The following is a 14,144-nucleotide window of genomic DNA, read 5'->3' as shown; positions in this document are numbered from 1 at the left end:
GCAGGCTCTTTAGACTGATGGCCTGTCAGGAATGGAAAGATCATGAAACGCTTCGATGTAAAACGCTTGGGTCGGATGATCAGTGAGCTGGCGGTGTTGTTGGCGCTCTACTTCTTGGGCTGCCAGCTCGCGGCCTGGTGGCACCTGCCAATACCGGGAGGTGTTGTGGGCATGGCGTTGTTGCTGCTGGCGTTTGCCCTGGGCTGGGTCAAGCCTGCGACCCTGCAACTGGGGGCCGGCGTGTTGATGACTGAAATGCTGTTGTTTTTTATTCCCGCGCTGATGAGCCTGCTCGACTACGGCGTGATCATGCGTGATGACGGCTGGCGCATCCTGCTGGTGATTGGCGTCAGCACCCTGCTGGTGATGGTTGTGACGGCGTTTACCGTTGAGGCGGTATGCCGCTGGAGAGTGCGCCATGAAGTTTGAACTGATGCCCATGTTCTGGCTGTTGTTCACTCTGGCCACCTACGGTTTTAGCCGCTGGTTGTATCAGCGCACCGGCCGCTATCTGCTGTCACCGCTGATTCTGGTACCTGCCTTGCTGCTTGCCGTAGCCGTCCCGTTACACACCGCCTATGCCGAGTACTCCAGCAACACCCATTGGCTGATGCTGGTGTTGGGGCCTGTGACGGTCGCCTTCGCTGTGCCTATCTGGCAGCAGCGCAGGTTGCTGGCCCGGCATTGGGTGGCTTTGCTGCTGGGCATGCTGGCAGGCAGCGCAGCGTCCATCGGCAGTTCATTCTGGCTGGCCAGGGCGCTGTCACTCGATACTGAGCTCACCATGTCATTGGTGCCGCGCTCCATCACCACCCCGTTTGCCATGCCGCTGGCCCAGGGTTTGGGTGGTGTACCGGAGCTGACGGCTGTGTTTGTGATGTTTACCGGAGTATTTGGCGCATTGCTGGGCGGCATCCTGCTCAAGTGGTTGCCGCTGCGCAGCAGTCTGGCACGGGGTGCGCTGTTCGGTATCGGTGCCCATGGGGCGGGCGTGAGCCGCGCCCGGGAAGTGGGGAGCGAAGAAGGTTCGGTGGCAGGGCTGGTGATGGTGTTGACCGGCATTCTTAACCTGTTCGCCGCGCCGCTGCTGGCGATGGTGTTCTAGTTTGTACCGTTGCCACACAATCTGCGGGCATAAAAAAGGCCGCTGAAAACAGCGGCCAAGGAAGACGTTCATCAAGGAGCTACAAATCAACGTCAGGGTAAATCGGGTGCAGAGTCGATGCGACTCGATGCGTTGGACGTGTGTCCGTGCTGGAAAGTTCGACAAGAATAAGGACTTGCCCGCTGCGGAGTAAGGCCGCTTTACGACAATCTCTTTTACAGCTTCGACAACAGTGGTGGAGCAAAAAAGTGCTGTAGCTCAGAGGGTTATATGTCTGATGAGGGCGTGATAACTATGTACTTCATGCCCTGCATATTGGCCGTGTTGAATGCGCTTTCACATGATTTCTCCCGGCTGATCTGATGCAGCACGAGGCTGCACAGGCCGGGAGCAATGACAGGAGGTTCATCATGAGCGATATGGATAAGCGCGTGTTCGATGCTGCAAGCTTCACCCTCAAGCCGAGCCCGGACGTACTCGAGCGGGTACGCTCGTTTCTGAATGAGCAGTTGCTGCACCATGCAATAGATTGCGAAAGCATTTACATCAACACGGTCAACAACATCGTTGACCTGACATTGACCTACAGCCAGGACCTGCAGGGTCTTGGCATGGACACGCTGGAGTGGGGCACGGTCCAGTTGCACAACGACTGGGAAACAGGCGTGTTCTCTAAACCCTGGACGTTCCAGGACAGCCACCGAATGCATCAGTTTGCCATCGAGGACATCGAACAACTGATGAGAGACCTGCTCGATGAAGCCAAATACAAATGGATGATTTGACACCGCTGATCGTCAGCCCGGCTGATAGCCCATTCGCCAACTGATGGCCTGGCTGGCAGCCAGCAAACGCTTGGCTGCCGGCCCGTTTTCATCGGCGTGGAACAGTGATGTGGGGCCAACCACGGTCAGTACGCCGGCAACCTTGCCGGTAGCATCGAATACCGGGGCCGACAGTGCATCAACACCGGGCATCAGCAAGCCATGCACAAAGTGCAAGCCACGCTGACGGATGTGCTCACAAAGCCGGGTATAGGCCTCGGGTTTTTCCAGCGGGTGAACCAGATCGGTTTTTAATTCCAGTTCGCGCAAATCGGCGGTTTCGCGGTCCGGCAAAAAGGCGTTGAACACCAGCCCCGTTGATGAACTCAGCAGCGGTAAAACCGAGCCTAGCTGAGTGACCACCGTGATTGCCCGCACCGCCGGTTCGATATGCACCACCGTGGCCCCCTGATTGCCCCACACGGCCAGAAAGCAGGTTTCGTTCAAGTCATCACGCAACTCGGCCAGGGGCAGGGCGGCGACCTTTAGCACATCCATGCTGTTGAGCGCGGCCAGGCCCACTCGTAACGCCTCACGCCCCAGGCCGTAATGGTTGGTGGCGATATTCTGCTCGGCAAACCCGCTGGAAATAAGCGCCTGTAGATAGCGATGTACCTTGCTGGCGGGCATCTGCACGTGTTCGGCCAGGCGCGACAGCGAGGTCGAGGGTGACAGCTCGGCCAGGGCCTTGAGGATGTCTGTGCCGACCTCGGCCGAACGCACTTTTTGTTTGCCGGCACTGTCATTGCTGCTACGGGGCTTTTCCATGGTGATGCTTATATCTCGGGACGAATGGGCGTCTTTATAGCTTGACGCTTAATACCAATCAAATTACGTTATGCGTAATTGAATTACGATAAAAATAACGCAGCGACGCGCAGGTTGTCTCACAGCAATGCGCAGTCCACTGTCTTCTCCACTCTGGAGGCTCCATGAACCTCGACGCGTCTTCGCCAGTCCTTGGCTATCAATCCGGGTTTGGCAATGAATTCAGCAGCGAAGCACTTCCCGGCGCCTTGCCGGTCGGTCAGAACTCTCCGCAAAAAGCCCCGTACGGCCTGTACGCCGAATTGTTGTCCGGCACTGCATTCACCATGGTCCGCAGCGAGTCGCGGCGGACCTGGATGTACCGCATCCAGCCGTCCGCCAATCATCCTGCGTTCGTTAAACTGGAGCGGCAATTGGTCGGCGGCCCACTGGGCCCGGTGACGCCTAATCGCTTGCGATGGAATCCGCTGCCGATCCCTGCCGAGGCCACTGACTTTATCGATGGCCTGGTGGGCATGGTGGCCAATAGCGGGGCGGAAAAGCCCTCGGGCATCAGCATTTACCATTACCGTGCCAATACCTCGATGCAGCGTGTGTTTTTCAATGCTGACGGCGAGTTGCTGCTGGTGCCTGAGCAGGGTCGCTTGCGTATCTGCACGGAGCTGGGGCGTCTGGACCTGGAGCCTTTGGAGATTGCGGTCATCCCCCGTGGACTAAAGTTTCGCGTTGAGTTACTCGACCCGCAGGCCCGTGGTTATGTCGCCGAAAACCATGGCGCGCCGTTGCGTCTTCCGGACCTGGGGCCGATTGGCAGCAATGGTCTGGCCAACCCCCGCGACTTCCTGGCGCCGGTCGCCCATTACGAAGACGGCCAGGGCAGCACGACGCTGGTGCAAAAGTTTCTCGGCGAACTGTGGGGCTGCGAGCTGGATCACTCGCCGCTGAATGTGGTCGCGTGGCATGGCAATAACGTGCCCTACAAATACGACTTGCGCCGCTTCAATACCATTGGCACGGTCAGCTTCGACCATCCCGATCCGTCCATTTTTACCGTTCTGACTTCGCCGACCAGCGTGCCTGGCCTGGCCAATCTGGACTTCGTGATTTTTCCGCCGCGCTGGATGGTGGCTGAAAACACCTTCAGGCCACCGTGGTTCCACCGCAACCTGATGAACGAATTCATGGGCCTGATCCAGGGCAGCTACGATGCCAAGGCCGAAGGCTTCTTGCCGGGAGGCGCCTCTCTGCACAGCTGCATGAGCGCCCACGGCCCGGACGGCGAAACCTGTACCAAAGCGATTGCGGCTGAGCTGCAACCGGGCAAGATCGACAACACCATGGCTTTCATGTTTGAGACCAGCCAGGTGTTGCGTCCCAGCCGGTTTGCGCTTGAGTGCCCGCAACTGCAATCGAACTACGACGCTTGCTGGGCCTCCTTGCCCGCAACCTTCACCCCGAATCGGAGATAACCCATGACCCAGTCCACCTTCCCCCGTAGCTGGATTGCCTCCGCCAACGGTCACAGCGACTTCCCGCTGCAAAACCTGCCGATGGGCATTTTCAGTATTGATGGATCTGCTGCGCGCAGCGGGGTTGCCATTGGCGATTCCATTTTTGACCTTGAAGCCGGACTGGCGGCGGGTCTGTTCGAAGACCAGGCGAAGGCTGCAGTAGAAGCCTCGTTGGGCGGGGCCTTGAATGCCTATTTTGAGTTGGGCCGCAGCGCCCGGGTTGCCCTGCGCGAGCGCCTGCTTGAACTGCTGGTTGAAGGCAGCACCCTGCGTGGGAAAATCGAAGCCCAAGGCGCAAAGCTGCTGCCGTTGGCGGCGGATTGCCAGCTGCATCTGCCTGCCAGAATCGGTGACTACACCGACTTTTATGTCGGTATCGAGCACGCAAAAAACGTCGGCAAACTGTTTCGTCCCGACAATCCGCTGCTGCCCAACTATAAGTATGTGCCGATTGGCTATCACGGCCGCGCCTCTACCATTCGTGCGTCGGGTGCCGACGTACGCCGTCCAAAAGGGCAAACCTTGCCAGCGGGTCAGACTGAACCGACCTTTGGTCCATGCGCGCGCCTGGACTATGAGCTGGAGCTGGGGATCTGGATTGGCCAGGGCAATGAGATGGGGGACGCGATCCCTGTCAGCGAAGCAGGCAAGCACATTGCCGGTTTTTGCTTGCTCAACGACTGGTCGGCCCGGGATATCCAGGCCTGGGAATACCAGCCGCTGGGCCCGTTTCTGTCCAAGAGCTTTATCACCAGCATCTCGCCGTGGGTGGTAACGGCTGAAGCGCTGGAGCCGTTCCGCCGTGCGCAACCGGCCCGTCCTGAAGGTGATCCGCAGCCGTTGCCGTATCTGCTTGATCCCAAGGACCAGGCCGGTGGCGCCCTGGATATTGAACTTGAAGTGCTGTTGTTGACCGAGTCGATGCGCCAGCAAAATCTGCCCGCCCATCGCCTGGGGTTGAGCAATAGCCTGAACATGTACTGGACCGCTGCGCAGCTGGTGGCTCACCACAGCGTCAATGGGTGCCAATTGCAGTCAGGCGACCTGTTCGGTTCGGGGACTTTGTCGGGCCCTGACCGCTCGCAGCTGGGCAGCCTGCTGGAAATCACCGAAGGCGGCAAACTCCCGATCGAGCTGGCTTCGGGAGAGGTGCGCAAATTTTTGGAGGACGGTGATGAAATCATCCTGCGTGCCCGCTGCACCCGTGAAGGTCATGCCTCCATTGGTTTCGGCGAGTGCCGGGGCAAGGTTGTCGCAGCGCGTTAAAAGGAGCGGGTCATGGAACTCTTTACCTATTACCGCTCCACGTCTTCTTACCGGGTGCGGATCGCGCTGGCGCTCAAGGGACTGGATTATCAGGCAGTGCCGGTCAACCTGATTTCGCCGCCTGGCGGTGAACACCGCCAGGCGGCATATCTGGCGATCAACCCGCAAGGCCGCGTGCCGGCCTTGCGCACCGATGAGGGCAGCGTCCTGACCCAGTCGCCGGCGATCATTGAATATCTTGAAGAGCGTTACCCGCAGGTAGCGCTGCTGTCCCCGGACCTTACCGTCCGCGCTCACGAGCGGGCGGTGGCGGCCCTGGTGGCCTGCGATATTCACCCGTTGCACAACGTCAGCGTGCTCAATCAACTGCGTCAATTGGGGCAGAGCGAAGAGCAAGTGGTGCAGTGGATCAGTCACTGGATCACCCAAGGGCTGGGAGCCATTGAGCAATTGATCGGTGACAGCGGATATTGCTTCGGGTCGCAGCCAGGGTTGGCGGATGTGTACCTGATCCCGCAGTTGTACGCCGCGCATCGTTTTGGCGTGCCAATGGCGGCGTACCCGCGCATTGCCCGTGTGGCAGCGCTGGCTGAGCAACACCTGGCGTTTATCCAGGCGCATCCAGCCAATCAGCCCGATACACCTGCCTGAACTCACTGTGGGGCGGGCTTGCTCGCGATCGAATCAACGCGGTCTTGCTGGATAACCTCGTTGTCAGTATCGCGAGCAAGCCCGCTCCCACAGAATCCAATCCCGCCGGGATATGTCCGAAACCCCGAAAACCGCACAGGCTTATTCCTGCGCACTTCAACGATTTTTCTGGCGCCGCCTATACTGGCGATTACCCATAATCGTTCGAGGGCCTGATGATGTTTGCTCTCATGCAAAGCGCTCAGATGGAGTCGCTGCACCTTAGTGTGGACCCCGTTACAGGCCTCAAGGCCGTGATTGCGATTCATAACACTCATTTGGGTCCAGCATTGGGTGGCTGCCGTTATCTGGCGTATCCCAACGACGAAAGTGCTGTGAACGATGCCATTCATCTGGCTCAAGACATGAGCTACAAGGCGGCTCTGGCCGGTCTTGCCGTTGGGGGTGGGCAGGCAGTCGTCATTCGTGCGGCCCATGTCGAAAGCCGTGCGCAGCTGTTTGAAGCGTTTGGCCGCTGCGTGGAGCAACTGGACGGGCGCTACATCACCGCCATCGACAGCGGCACCTCTACCGCCGATATGGATTGCATTGCCCAACATACCCGACACGTCACCAGTACCAGCGCTGCAGGCGATCCTTCGCCCCATACGGCAATGGGTGTGTTTGCCGGTATTCGCAGCACCGCCTCGTCGCGCTTGGGCAGCGACAATCTCGAAGGTTTGCGGGTAGCGGTACAAGGGTTGGGCAAGGTGGGGTATGCGCTGGCCGAGCAACTGCATGCTGCGGGAGCCGAGTTGCTGGTCTGCGATACCGATCCGGTTAAAGTGCGCCTGGCCATGGAGCAACTCGGAGCGCATCCCATCGCGTGCGAAGCCTTGCTTAGTACCCCGTGCGATATTCTGGCGCCGTGTGGTCTGGGTGGCGTGCTGAACTGGCACAGTGTGGCGCAACTGCGCTGCTCGGCTGTGGCCGGATGTGCGAATAACCAGCTGACCAACCTGCAAGTGGCAGATCAGCTCGAGCGGCGTGGCATTTTGTACGCGCCCGATTACGTCATTAATTCTGGCGGCTTGATCTATATGGCGCTGACCCATGAAGGCGCAACGCCCGAGGCCATCAATGAGCAGTTATTGCGTATCAGCCGGCGATTGACCGGCATCTACGCCCATGCCCAGGCTGAAAAGCGCTCACCGGCACGGGTTTCGGATGAGCTGGCGCATCAATTGCTGTACCCCAAGGATTGAACGCAGGCCAAATCCAGCTCCAGGCCTCCCATGGCAAAGCGTGACTCAAACTCAACCAGCCCCGCATGCACCTGCTGCAATGCCTCGATCTGGCTTGCCACAGCGTGTTTTTTGCGGGCAATTGCGTTGCTGACGACTTCCCAGGGCAGTGTCTGGCCACGGTGCTCATCGAGAATGGCCTGCATCTCCTTGAGTTTGAAACCCAATTGCTGCGCGCACTTGATAAACATCAACAGCTCAACGCTCTGCTCGCAGTAGACGCGATAAGCCCCCCGGCGTTGCGGTGGTGGCAACAGGCCGATGTCTTCGTAATGGCGAATGCTTTTGACGGTGGTGCCCGACAGCTGGGCGGCTTTGCCGATGTACATGAAAAGTCCTTTTTCAATGGTCGCCCGCAAGGCTGATGCTCAGCGGATCGCGAGCGTGCGGGCTTGCTGCAGCCATGTGTTTTTTTGTGCGTGCGTGGCGTCCAGAAGCGGGCCGAACGTCAGGGTGGCGAGGGGCTTTATGCCACAAAACGCGAGGGTGGTTTTGCGTATTTGATGCAGCCCCGGCATGCGGTAAACCCATTTGTAGTACCAGGGGGGCGTGTCCATCGTCACCAGCAGGTGGGCACTGCGACCTTTCAGGAGCTTGTCGGGGAATGCCTTGCCCTTGCGGTACTGAAAGGCAAAGCCGGGTAGCAGGATCCGGTCGAAAAAACCTTTCATTAATGCGGGGATTCCACCCCACCAGATCGGGTAGACCAGGACCAGATGCTCAGCCCAGAGGATGTCTGCCTGAGCGTTGAGCAAATCAGGCTCCAGTGCCTGGATCTGCCTGTAACCCTCATGGAGTACCGGATCGAAGTGCAGGGTGCCCAATTGCATGACGCGAACATCATGGTTGGCACTCCTGGCAGCCTCAACATAGCTGTCTGCCAGTGCACCACAGAAACTGTCGGTGCCGGGGTGACCCAGGATCACCAGTACTCGCTTGCTCATCGTGACGCCAACCTGAAAGGGGGCCTTCGAGGTTAGGGGCTGCCCCATAGGGGAGAGTCAAGCGAGGACTGGGTGCGATTACTCGCTGTCGACCAGCAACTCGGACAGGGCGTCCGGCTGGCTCTTGAAGGCCTTGGCAAACACATCGCGATTTTTCGCCATGTAAATACCGGCTTCCTCGACTTGTTGCTCGCTCAGGGACGGCACAGCTTTTTGTAACACTTCGGCCAGCAATTCTGCCAGTTCCAGCATTTTGTCATGACGGTCAGCTTCGGCTTTATCCATGAACAAACGCTCCAGATCTCGGCTGCTGCGGTATACCACTTCGACGGCCATTTACCACCTCATATGCCTTCACGTAAATTATCTTGCGATTACTGTATTTATATACAGCTAAAAGGATAGTCCAATCACCTGGATTTGAATAGCGGCTTTTTCACTCTAGCTGCAATTGGTAGGTGCAACGGTAGCCTGACGTGTCTAATAGCCGCCCGCCATCATCTCACCAGGGGTCGCTGGCCTTTTTTCTGCATGTAAAAAGCGTCATGTGCATCGCGGATGATCCGTTCGAGTCGATTCAAGGAGCTGCATCGTGAGAGTTAACAAAGCTGAGAAGCTACGTCGCCAGGTTCATGAACTGGCCGAATCGATGGGCAATCTGTTCGTCGAAACCTTCCATTACCTGGCGTTGTTTGCCATTGGAGCGGTCACTGCCTGGGCGGCGGTGATGGAATTTCTGGGGATGGTGGAGAAAGGCAACATCTCGATTGATGACATCCTGCTGCTGTTCATCTACCTGGAACTGGGCGCCATGGTAGGCATTTATTTTAAAACCAACCACATGCCCGTGCGCTTCCTGATTTACGTGGCAATTACGGCGCTGACCCGCTTGCTGATTTCCAACGTGTCACACCACAACCCGCCGGACATGGGCGTGGTGTACCTGACCGGGGCAATCCTGTTGCTGGCGTTTGCCATCCTGGTGGTGCGCTATGCGTCTTCGCAGTTCCCGTCGGTGAAGATCGAGAATCCCCATCGCAAGACCGGTACCGGCTCCAGTGAGCATCCGGAAGTGGAGAAGGGCGAGTTGTAAGGGCTCTTCATGAAAAAGGGCGGGCTTACCGAAGTAAGCCCGCCCTTTTTTATGCGTCCTGGACGCGGTATCAGCTATTGAGTTCGAGTTCTTTTTCTTTTTCCAAAAACTCTTCTTCCAGCAAAGCGTCAGCGCTCTGCTTTGGTTCTTTTGCCTCAAACCCTTCCGGGGCGAGGGCCGCAGTGCGTTTGCCACGCAGCTTGCCAAACAGGTGTTCCAGAGCGTGCTCCAGCTTTTCAGCTGCACCCTCCACAGCCTGGGTCAGCGAATCAGCGTCGTGGGATACAAGAATCGGCTGGTGTCCTTTAGGTCGAGCCTCCATTTTGCAGCGTTTGTCCTTCGGACCAGACTTGCCACCATTTTCATCACTGAGATGGACCTCGACCCGGGTCAGATCTTCCAAATGGCGTTCGAGCGTTACTTCAACAGTAGCGGTGACCCAGTCTTGGGTGCGTTTGTCACTGTCGATATGTTTATCGGAAAAGACGTGAGTAAGCATAGTTCTTCCCTTATATAAGCGTGCTCGTGTGAGGTCTGACGGCCTCGTGTGTACAAAGGTTCATCGTCATTGCTCAGTTACAGTGTTTGGGCCGATGAGCAAATATTTCAAGCACTATTTTCAGGAAGTCTTTCAAGTCGTGATCGGCGTCAGTCTTTGCCGGTGAGAAAAGCCCGCGTGTGCGGGCTATGATCGATTTATATCAAAATGCGACAGAAGTCTGGACGTAGAGCGTGCGCGGTTCGCCCACGTATTTCCCCTTGTTGTTATCGTCAAACGAGCGTGTGTAGTACTCGTGATTGAGGATGTTTTTGACGCCCACCGCCACGTTCAGGTCAGACAGCTGATGACCGAAGTCATAGCCCACGCGGCTGTTGAACACCATGTAACCGGGGATTAGACCGGTGCTGCCGTCAGCGCTTTCGGCACGTGTGTTGGCGTTGTCGGCGAACTGGTTGCTCTGGAAGGTACTGTCCAGATTGGCTTTCCATTGGCCTTCGGTATAACCGACTCCGATGCTGCCTTTGTTTTTCGAGGAGAACGGCACACGATTGCCTTTGTTCGGTCCATCTTCGCGGATGGTCGCGTCAACATAGGCGTAGGTGGCGTATACGTCGAAACCCGCCAGTACCGGGCTCAGGCCATCCAGTGCGTAATTGATGCTGGCCTCGATGCCCTGGTGCCGTGTCTTGCCCCGGGCGATCACCGTATCGGTGGTCTGGTTGCTGTCGTACTGATTGTTGAAGTTGATGAGAAATGCGCCGATCTCCGCGCGCAGGTTGCCATTGTCATAGCGTGTGCCGATTTCCCAGGTGCGGGCTTTTTCCGGTTTTACTTCGCCGCCGGTGACGCGGTTGGGCATCTGGCTGTACTGCACGCTGCCGAAAGAACCTTCGGTATTGGCGTAGAGATTCCAGCTGTCTGTCACGTGGTACATCACGTTCAAGGCAGGCAGCGGAGTGTTGTAGTCGCCCTTGTATTTGACGTGGGTCAGCAGGTTGGTTTGCTGCTGTTCAATCATTTCGTAGCGAATGCCGGGGGTGAACGTCCACTTGCCGATGTCGATCTTGTCGTCGATAAAGAACGCATGGGCCTCGGTGGCGCCCCGGGTGTCGCGGTCATTGCGGCTATTGGTGGTAGGCAGCTGGTTGGCTGCAATGGGCGTGCGGTAGCGCAGTTCATGGCCGGCTTCGTTGATATAGCGATAGCCCGCGCCCACTTCGTGGCTGGTGTTGCCCAGATCAAAGCCCTGGGCTATGCGTGTTTCGATCCCCCGAACCCAGTATTCCCGTGGTGACAGCGAGAGAAAGGTGCCCTGGTCCAGGTAACCGCTGCGCAGGGTTTTGGTGAAGAAGCTGTTGACCGTGAATTCACGGCGGTCTTCCTGGTAGCGATAACCGAAGTTGACCAGTGTGCGGCGGCCCCAGAACTTGTCGTTCGGGCGGGTCGATTGATACGGGTCAGCCTTGTAGGCTGCTGTGCTCAGGCCGCCGGGCATATCGGCTTCGCCATCGTAGTACTGGGCCATGGCGTTCAGGCTGTTGGCTTCGTCGATCTGGTAATTGCCTTTGAGGATCAAGTCGTCGATGCGCGTGTCGCTGTGTTCGCGCCAGTCACCGCCGCGGGTACCGGAGTACAGCAAGGCGCCGCCCAGGCCATTGTCAGCGGTACCACCGGCCAGCAGGTTGGCGGTTTTCTTGAAGCCATCCTGTGTGGACGAGGGGCTGGTCTCGGTCTGGAAACCCGCCTTGACGGTAGGTTCGTCAGGAATGGCACGAGTCACGAAATTGACGATACCGCCTACGTTTTGCGGGCCATAACGCACTGCACCGCCGCCGCGAACCACGTCGACCGCATCCATGTTGCCCATGCTGATCGGGGCAAACGACAACTGCGGCTGACCGTAGGGCGCGAAGGGCACGGGGATGCCGTCCATCAACACGGTCGAACGGGTCGCCAGCCGTGGATTGAGCCCGCGAATACCGAAGTTGAGGGCCATATCATGGCTGCCAGTACCGTTGTTTTCCGGGGCGTTGACGCCGGGAATGCGATTGAGCACTTCCCGGGCAGTGGTCGCGCCCTGGCGTTCGAAGTCTTCGCGGCGGATCACGTCACGGGCGCCGGGGTGTTCGAATACATTGGTCTGCGCCGCGTCTCCCAGCCAGTCGCCGACCACGCTGGAAGCGCCCAGCTCAATGCTTGCCGGCGCTGTGGAGGCGGTCACCGGTTGCAGGCTGAACGCACCCTGGCCTTCGGCACGGGCTTGCAGGCCGGTGCCTTCGAGCAAGGCGTGCAAGCCTTGCTCGGGGTCGTAGGTGCCTTCCAGGCCCTTGCTCTGAATACCGCTGGCGGCGGTTGAACTGAAGGAAATCAGCACCCCGGCTTCACGACCGAACTGGTTCAGGGCGTTTTCCAGCGATGAGGGGGCGATGTGATAGGCCTTGGCGTCGGCCAAGGCCATCGGCAGAACGCTGAAACTCAAACTGGCACCCAGTAGCAAACGGGTCAGGGACATGAGACGCAAGGGCTGAGCAGGCATGAAAGGATCCTGAGAAGATGAAAAACGAAGTGGCTTGCCTTCTCTGTCACGCCAGATTTGAAATCAGCTCACAGTGTTTGAAATTTAAATTGCCCCTGTGTGGGCGTTATCAGGCCTTTGCTTCGACCGTCACCCAATACCGGGTGAAGCGCTTGATCCGCACCGGCAGGCTGACCGCCAGCAGGTCCAGCACGCGCTCGCTGTTGTCTACCGGATAGGTGCCTGAAATCAGCAAGTCGGCGACGTTCGGGTCACAGTGGAGCTGGCCCCGACGATAGCGTCCCAGCTCGGCCAGAAAGTCGGCCAGGCGCATGTGGGCGGCAACCAGCATGCCGTCGGTCCAGGCACCGCTCCCCGCATCCAGTGGGCGCGGCGGCTTCCAGTCCAGGCGATTGAAGCTCAGTTGCTGGTGGGGCTCGATCCACAGCGGGCTACCCGAATGCGCCGTTGGGGTGAGGGCAACCCGGCCATCAAATACGGCGACCTCCGTGCGATCGCTGAACTGGCGCACATTCAAGCGTGCGGCCTGGGGCTGCAGGGCGCCGTGGGCGGTAAGTACCTGTAAGGGACGCGGATCCTGGGCTGCGGTCAGCAGCATCTCGCCTTCGAGCAAGCGAATCACCCGCTGTTGACCGTCAAGCCTCACATCAACCGAACTGGCCGTGTTGAGCTGGATCTGGCTGCCATCGTGCAATTGCAGCGTGCGGCGCTGGCCCACCGGGCTGCTGAAGTCCGCCAGCAGCGGGGTGATGGGCAATTGATCGCGCAAGCCGTAGGTCAGCGCAGAACCGGCGCCCAACAACAGCAACAGTTTCAGGGCCTGACGGCGGCTGGTGCCTTTGGGTGCATTCAAGGCGGCATGGGCCAGTGGTGACGACAAACCGCGCAAACGCTGGTTGATCCGTTGAATATGCTCCCACGCCCGCTCGTGTTCGCTGTGGGCCTGCAGCCATTGCTGCCATGCCTGCTGGCGCCGTGGACTGAGCTCGCCGTCCTGCATTTCGATCAGCCAGTTCACGGCCTGCTCGGCGACAGCCGAACCAATGTCGGGTGCCTGGGGGAAGGCGCCGTTCACAGGGCGAAGTAGCAGCGCAGGGCCGCCTTGTTTAGATGGCGTTTGACGGTGGCGACCGAAATGCCCAGCCGGGCGCCGATTTCGGCGTGGCTCAGGCCGTCGATCTGGGCCAGCAGAAAGGCGCGCTTGACCGGGGAGGGCAAACCGTCGAGCAACTGATCCAGTTCCATCAGGGTTTGCAGGATGATTGCCCGTTCTTCTTCGCTGGGGACCACCTGTTCCGGCATTTGGGCCAGCGCCTGCAGATAGGCGCGCTCCAGATCCTGGCGGCGGTAGTGATTGAACAACACACGCTTGGCAACAACCGTCAAAAAAGCCCGGGGCTCGGCCAGGGTCGGGGTTTCGCGGGCGGTCAGCAGCCGCATGAACGTGTCCTGGGCCAGGTCGGCGGCGCTTTGCGGGCAACCCAGCTTGCGCCGCAACCAGCCCGTGAGCCAGCTGTGGTGGTCCTGATACAGAACCTCGACGGTGTTTGACTGCGACAACGACCACTCCAGCTGCGCTGAAAACGCTTTAGAGAACAAGAATTGTTCGCATTGTAGTGGTGCCTGATTGCATTGAGCAATCACCACTGATCAATGACAGC

General features: G+C 58.6%; 16 protein-coding genes. 8 read left to right on the top strand and 8 right to left on the bottom strand.

Annotation, left to right across the window (positions count from 1 at the left end; all coding sequences use genetic code 11):
* The first annotated feature begins 42 nt into the window (after positions 1-42).
* From KO536_RS08805 to KO536_RS08795, 3 genes are all read left to right on the top strand, one after another.
* Positions 43-429 carry a CidA/LrgA family protein gene (locus KO536_RS08805; RefSeq protein WP_133076335.1) on the top strand — a complete coding sequence of 129 codons (387 nt, stop codon included), beginning with the start codon at positions 43-45 and terminating at the stop codon, positions 427-429.
* Positions 419-1,105 carry an LrgB family protein gene (locus KO536_RS08800; RefSeq protein WP_133076334.1) on the top strand — a complete coding sequence of 229 codons (687 nt, stop codon included), beginning with the start codon at positions 419-421 and terminating at the stop codon, positions 1,103-1,105. The genes KO536_RS08805 and KO536_RS08800 overlap by 11 nt, the downstream gene beginning before the upstream one ends.
* A 410-nt stretch (positions 1,106-1,515) precedes the next feature.
* Positions 1,516-1,890 (top strand): hypothetical protein, encoded by a 375-nt coding sequence (locus KO536_RS08795; protein ID WP_133076333.1) that lies wholly within the window; start codon positions 1,516-1,518, stop codon positions 1,888-1,890.
* A gap of 12 nt (positions 1,891-1,902) precedes the next feature.
* Here the strand turns inward: KO536_RS08795 and KO536_RS08790 are convergent, their stop codons facing one another.
* Positions 1,903-2,697, bottom strand: a complete 795-nt coding sequence (locus KO536_RS08790; RefSeq protein ID WP_219261672.1) for an IclR family transcriptional regulator — start codon at positions 2,695-2,697, stop codon at positions 1,903-1,905.
* A gap of 164 nt (positions 2,698-2,861) precedes the next feature.
* Here KO536_RS08790 and hmgA point away from each other — a divergent pair, with 164 nt between their 5' ends.
* The 4 genes from hmgA to KO536_RS08770 all read left to right on the top strand — a co-directional run bounded on the left by hmgA (position 2,862) and on the right by KO536_RS08770 (position 7,369).
* A complete protein-coding gene (gene hmgA / locus KO536_RS08785; protein ID WP_133076331.1) occupies positions 2,862-4,166 on the top strand; it encodes a homogentisate 1,2-dioxygenase in 1,305 nt (434 codons plus the stop codon).
* 3 nt (positions 4,167-4,169) lie between these two features.
* Positions 4,170-5,474 carry a fumarylacetoacetase gene (fahA, locus tag KO536_RS08780; RefSeq protein WP_133076330.1) on the top strand — a complete coding sequence of 435 codons (1,305 nt, stop codon included), beginning with the start codon at positions 4,170-4,172 and terminating at the stop codon, positions 5,472-5,474.
* A 12-nt stretch (positions 5,475-5,486) separates the two neighbouring features.
* Positions 5,487-6,125: a maleylacetoacetate isomerase gene (gene maiA / locus KO536_RS08775; protein ID WP_219261671.1), complete on the top strand. Its 639-nt coding sequence runs from the start codon at positions 5,487-5,489 to the stop codon at positions 6,123-6,125.
* 218 nt (positions 6,126-6,343) lie between these two features.
* Positions 6,344-7,369 (top strand): Glu/Leu/Phe/Val dehydrogenase dimerization domain-containing protein, encoded by a 1,026-nt coding sequence (locus tag KO536_RS08770; protein ID WP_133076466.1) that lies wholly within the window; start codon positions 6,344-6,346, stop codon positions 7,367-7,369.
* On the opposite strand, the gene KO536_RS08765 is transcribed toward KO536_RS08770, so the two are convergent.
* The 3 genes from KO536_RS08765 to KO536_RS08755 form a co-directional block, all read right to left on the bottom strand.
* A complete protein-coding gene (locus tag KO536_RS08765; RefSeq protein ID WP_133076328.1) occupies positions 7,345-7,737 on the bottom strand; it encodes a MerR family transcriptional regulator in 393 nt (130 codons plus the stop codon). The genes KO536_RS08770 and KO536_RS08765 overlap by 25 nt on opposite strands.
* 39 nt (positions 7,738-7,776) lie before the next feature.
* Positions 7,777-8,352: an NAD(P)H-dependent oxidoreductase gene (locus KO536_RS08760; protein WP_133076327.1), complete on the bottom strand. Its 576-nt coding sequence runs from the start codon at positions 8,350-8,352 to the stop codon at positions 7,777-7,779.
* A 78-nt stretch (positions 8,353-8,430) separates the two neighbouring features.
* Positions 8,431-8,688: a YebG family protein gene (locus tag KO536_RS08755; RefSeq protein ID WP_019410845.1), complete on the bottom strand. Its 258-nt coding sequence runs from the start codon at positions 8,686-8,688 to the stop codon at positions 8,431-8,433.
* A gap of 256 nt (positions 8,689-8,944) precedes the next feature.
* Between KO536_RS08755 and KO536_RS08750 the strand changes: the two genes are divergently transcribed.
* Positions 8,945-9,445, top strand: coding sequence for a phosphate-starvation-inducible PsiE family protein (locus tag KO536_RS08750; RefSeq protein WP_133076326.1), 501 nt, complete (start codon positions 8,945-8,947; stop codon positions 9,443-9,445).
* A 70-nt stretch (positions 9,446-9,515) separates the two neighbouring features.
* On the opposite strand, the gene KO536_RS08745 is transcribed toward KO536_RS08750, so the two are convergent.
* The 4 genes from KO536_RS08745 to KO536_RS08730 all read right to left on the bottom strand — a co-directional run bounded on the left by KO536_RS08745 (position 9,516) and on the right by KO536_RS08730 (position 14,043).
* On the bottom strand, positions 9,516-9,944 hold the full coding sequence (locus KO536_RS08745) for an HPF/RaiA family ribosome-associated protein (RefSeq protein WP_133076325.1): 429 nt from the start codon (positions 9,942-9,944) through the stop codon (positions 9,516-9,518).
* A gap of 202 nt (positions 9,945-10,146) precedes the next feature.
* Positions 10,147-12,483 carry a TonB-dependent Fe(3+) dicitrate receptor FecA gene (gene fecA, locus KO536_RS08740; RefSeq protein WP_133076324.1) on the bottom strand — a complete coding sequence of 779 codons (2,337 nt, stop codon included), beginning with the start codon at positions 12,481-12,483 and terminating at the stop codon, positions 10,147-10,149.
* Positions 12,484-12,592: 109 nt separating this feature from the next.
* Positions 12,593-13,558, bottom strand: coding sequence for a FecR domain-containing protein (locus KO536_RS08735; protein WP_219261670.1), 966 nt, complete (start codon positions 13,556-13,558; stop codon positions 12,593-12,595).
* Complete coding sequence (locus tag KO536_RS08730; RefSeq protein WP_219261669.1) at positions 13,555-14,043, bottom strand: sigma-70 family RNA polymerase sigma factor; 489 nt, start codon at positions 14,041-14,043, stop codon at positions 13,555-13,557. Before KO536_RS08730 ends, KO536_RS08735 begins: the two co-directional genes overlap by 4 nt.
* Positions 14,044-14,144: the final 101 nt, after the last annotated feature.

The sequence above is a fragment of the Pseudomonas sp. NKUCC02_KPG genome (assembly GCF_019345465.1).
Lineage (GTDB): Bacteria > Pseudomonadota > Gammaproteobacteria > Pseudomonadales > Pseudomonadaceae > Aquipseudomonas.
Note: the sequence above shows the minus strand (reverse complement) of the source record. Positions and strands in the feature narration are given on the sequence as shown.

Bases quoted from the DNA above. Each gene is read 5' to 3' on its own strand.
- KO536_RS08805 (WP_133076335.1), top strand. From the start codon at position 43: ATGAAACGCTTCGATGTAAAACGCTTGGGTCGGATGATCAGTGAGCTG.
- KO536_RS08800 (WP_133076334.1), top strand. From the start codon at position 419: ATGAAGTTTGAACTGATGCCCATGTTCTGGCTGTTGTTCACTCTGGCC.
- KO536_RS08795 (WP_133076333.1), top strand. From the start codon at position 1,516: ATGAGCGATATGGATAAGCGCGTGTTCGATGCTGCAAGCTTCACCCTC.
- KO536_RS08790 (WP_219261672.1), bottom strand. From the start codon at position 2,697: ATGGAAAAGCCCCGTAGCAGCAATGACAGTGCCGGCAAACAAAAAGTG.
- hmgA (WP_133076331.1), top strand. From the start codon at position 2,862: ATGAACCTCGACGCGTCTTCGCCAGTCCTTGGCTATCAATCCGGGTTT.
- fahA (WP_133076330.1), top strand. From the start codon at position 4,170: ATGACCCAGTCCACCTTCCCCCGTAGCTGGATTGCCTCCGCCAACGGT.
- maiA (WP_219261671.1), top strand. From the start codon at position 5,487: ATGGAACTCTTTACCTATTACCGCTCCACGTCTTCTTACCGGGTGCGG.
- KO536_RS08770 (WP_133076466.1), top strand. From the start codon at position 6,344: ATGTTTGCTCTCATGCAAAGCGCTCAGATGGAGTCGCTGCACCTTAGT.
- KO536_RS08765 (WP_133076328.1), bottom strand. From the start codon at position 7,737: ATGTACATCGGCAAAGCCGCCCAGCTGTCGGGCACCACCGTCAAAAGC.
- KO536_RS08760 (WP_133076327.1), bottom strand. From the start codon at position 8,352: ATGAGCAAGCGAGTACTGGTGATCCTGGGTCACCCCGGCACCGACAGT.
- KO536_RS08755 (WP_019410845.1), bottom strand. From the start codon at position 8,688: ATGGCCGTCGAAGTGGTATACCGCAGCAGCCGAGATCTGGAGCGTTTG.
- KO536_RS08745 (WP_133076325.1), bottom strand. From the start codon at position 9,944: ATGCTTACTCACGTCTTTTCCGATAAACATATCGACAGTGACAAACGC.
- fecA (WP_133076324.1), bottom strand. From the start codon at position 12,483: ATGCCTGCTCAGCCCTTGCGTCTCATGTCCCTGACCCGTTTGCTACTG.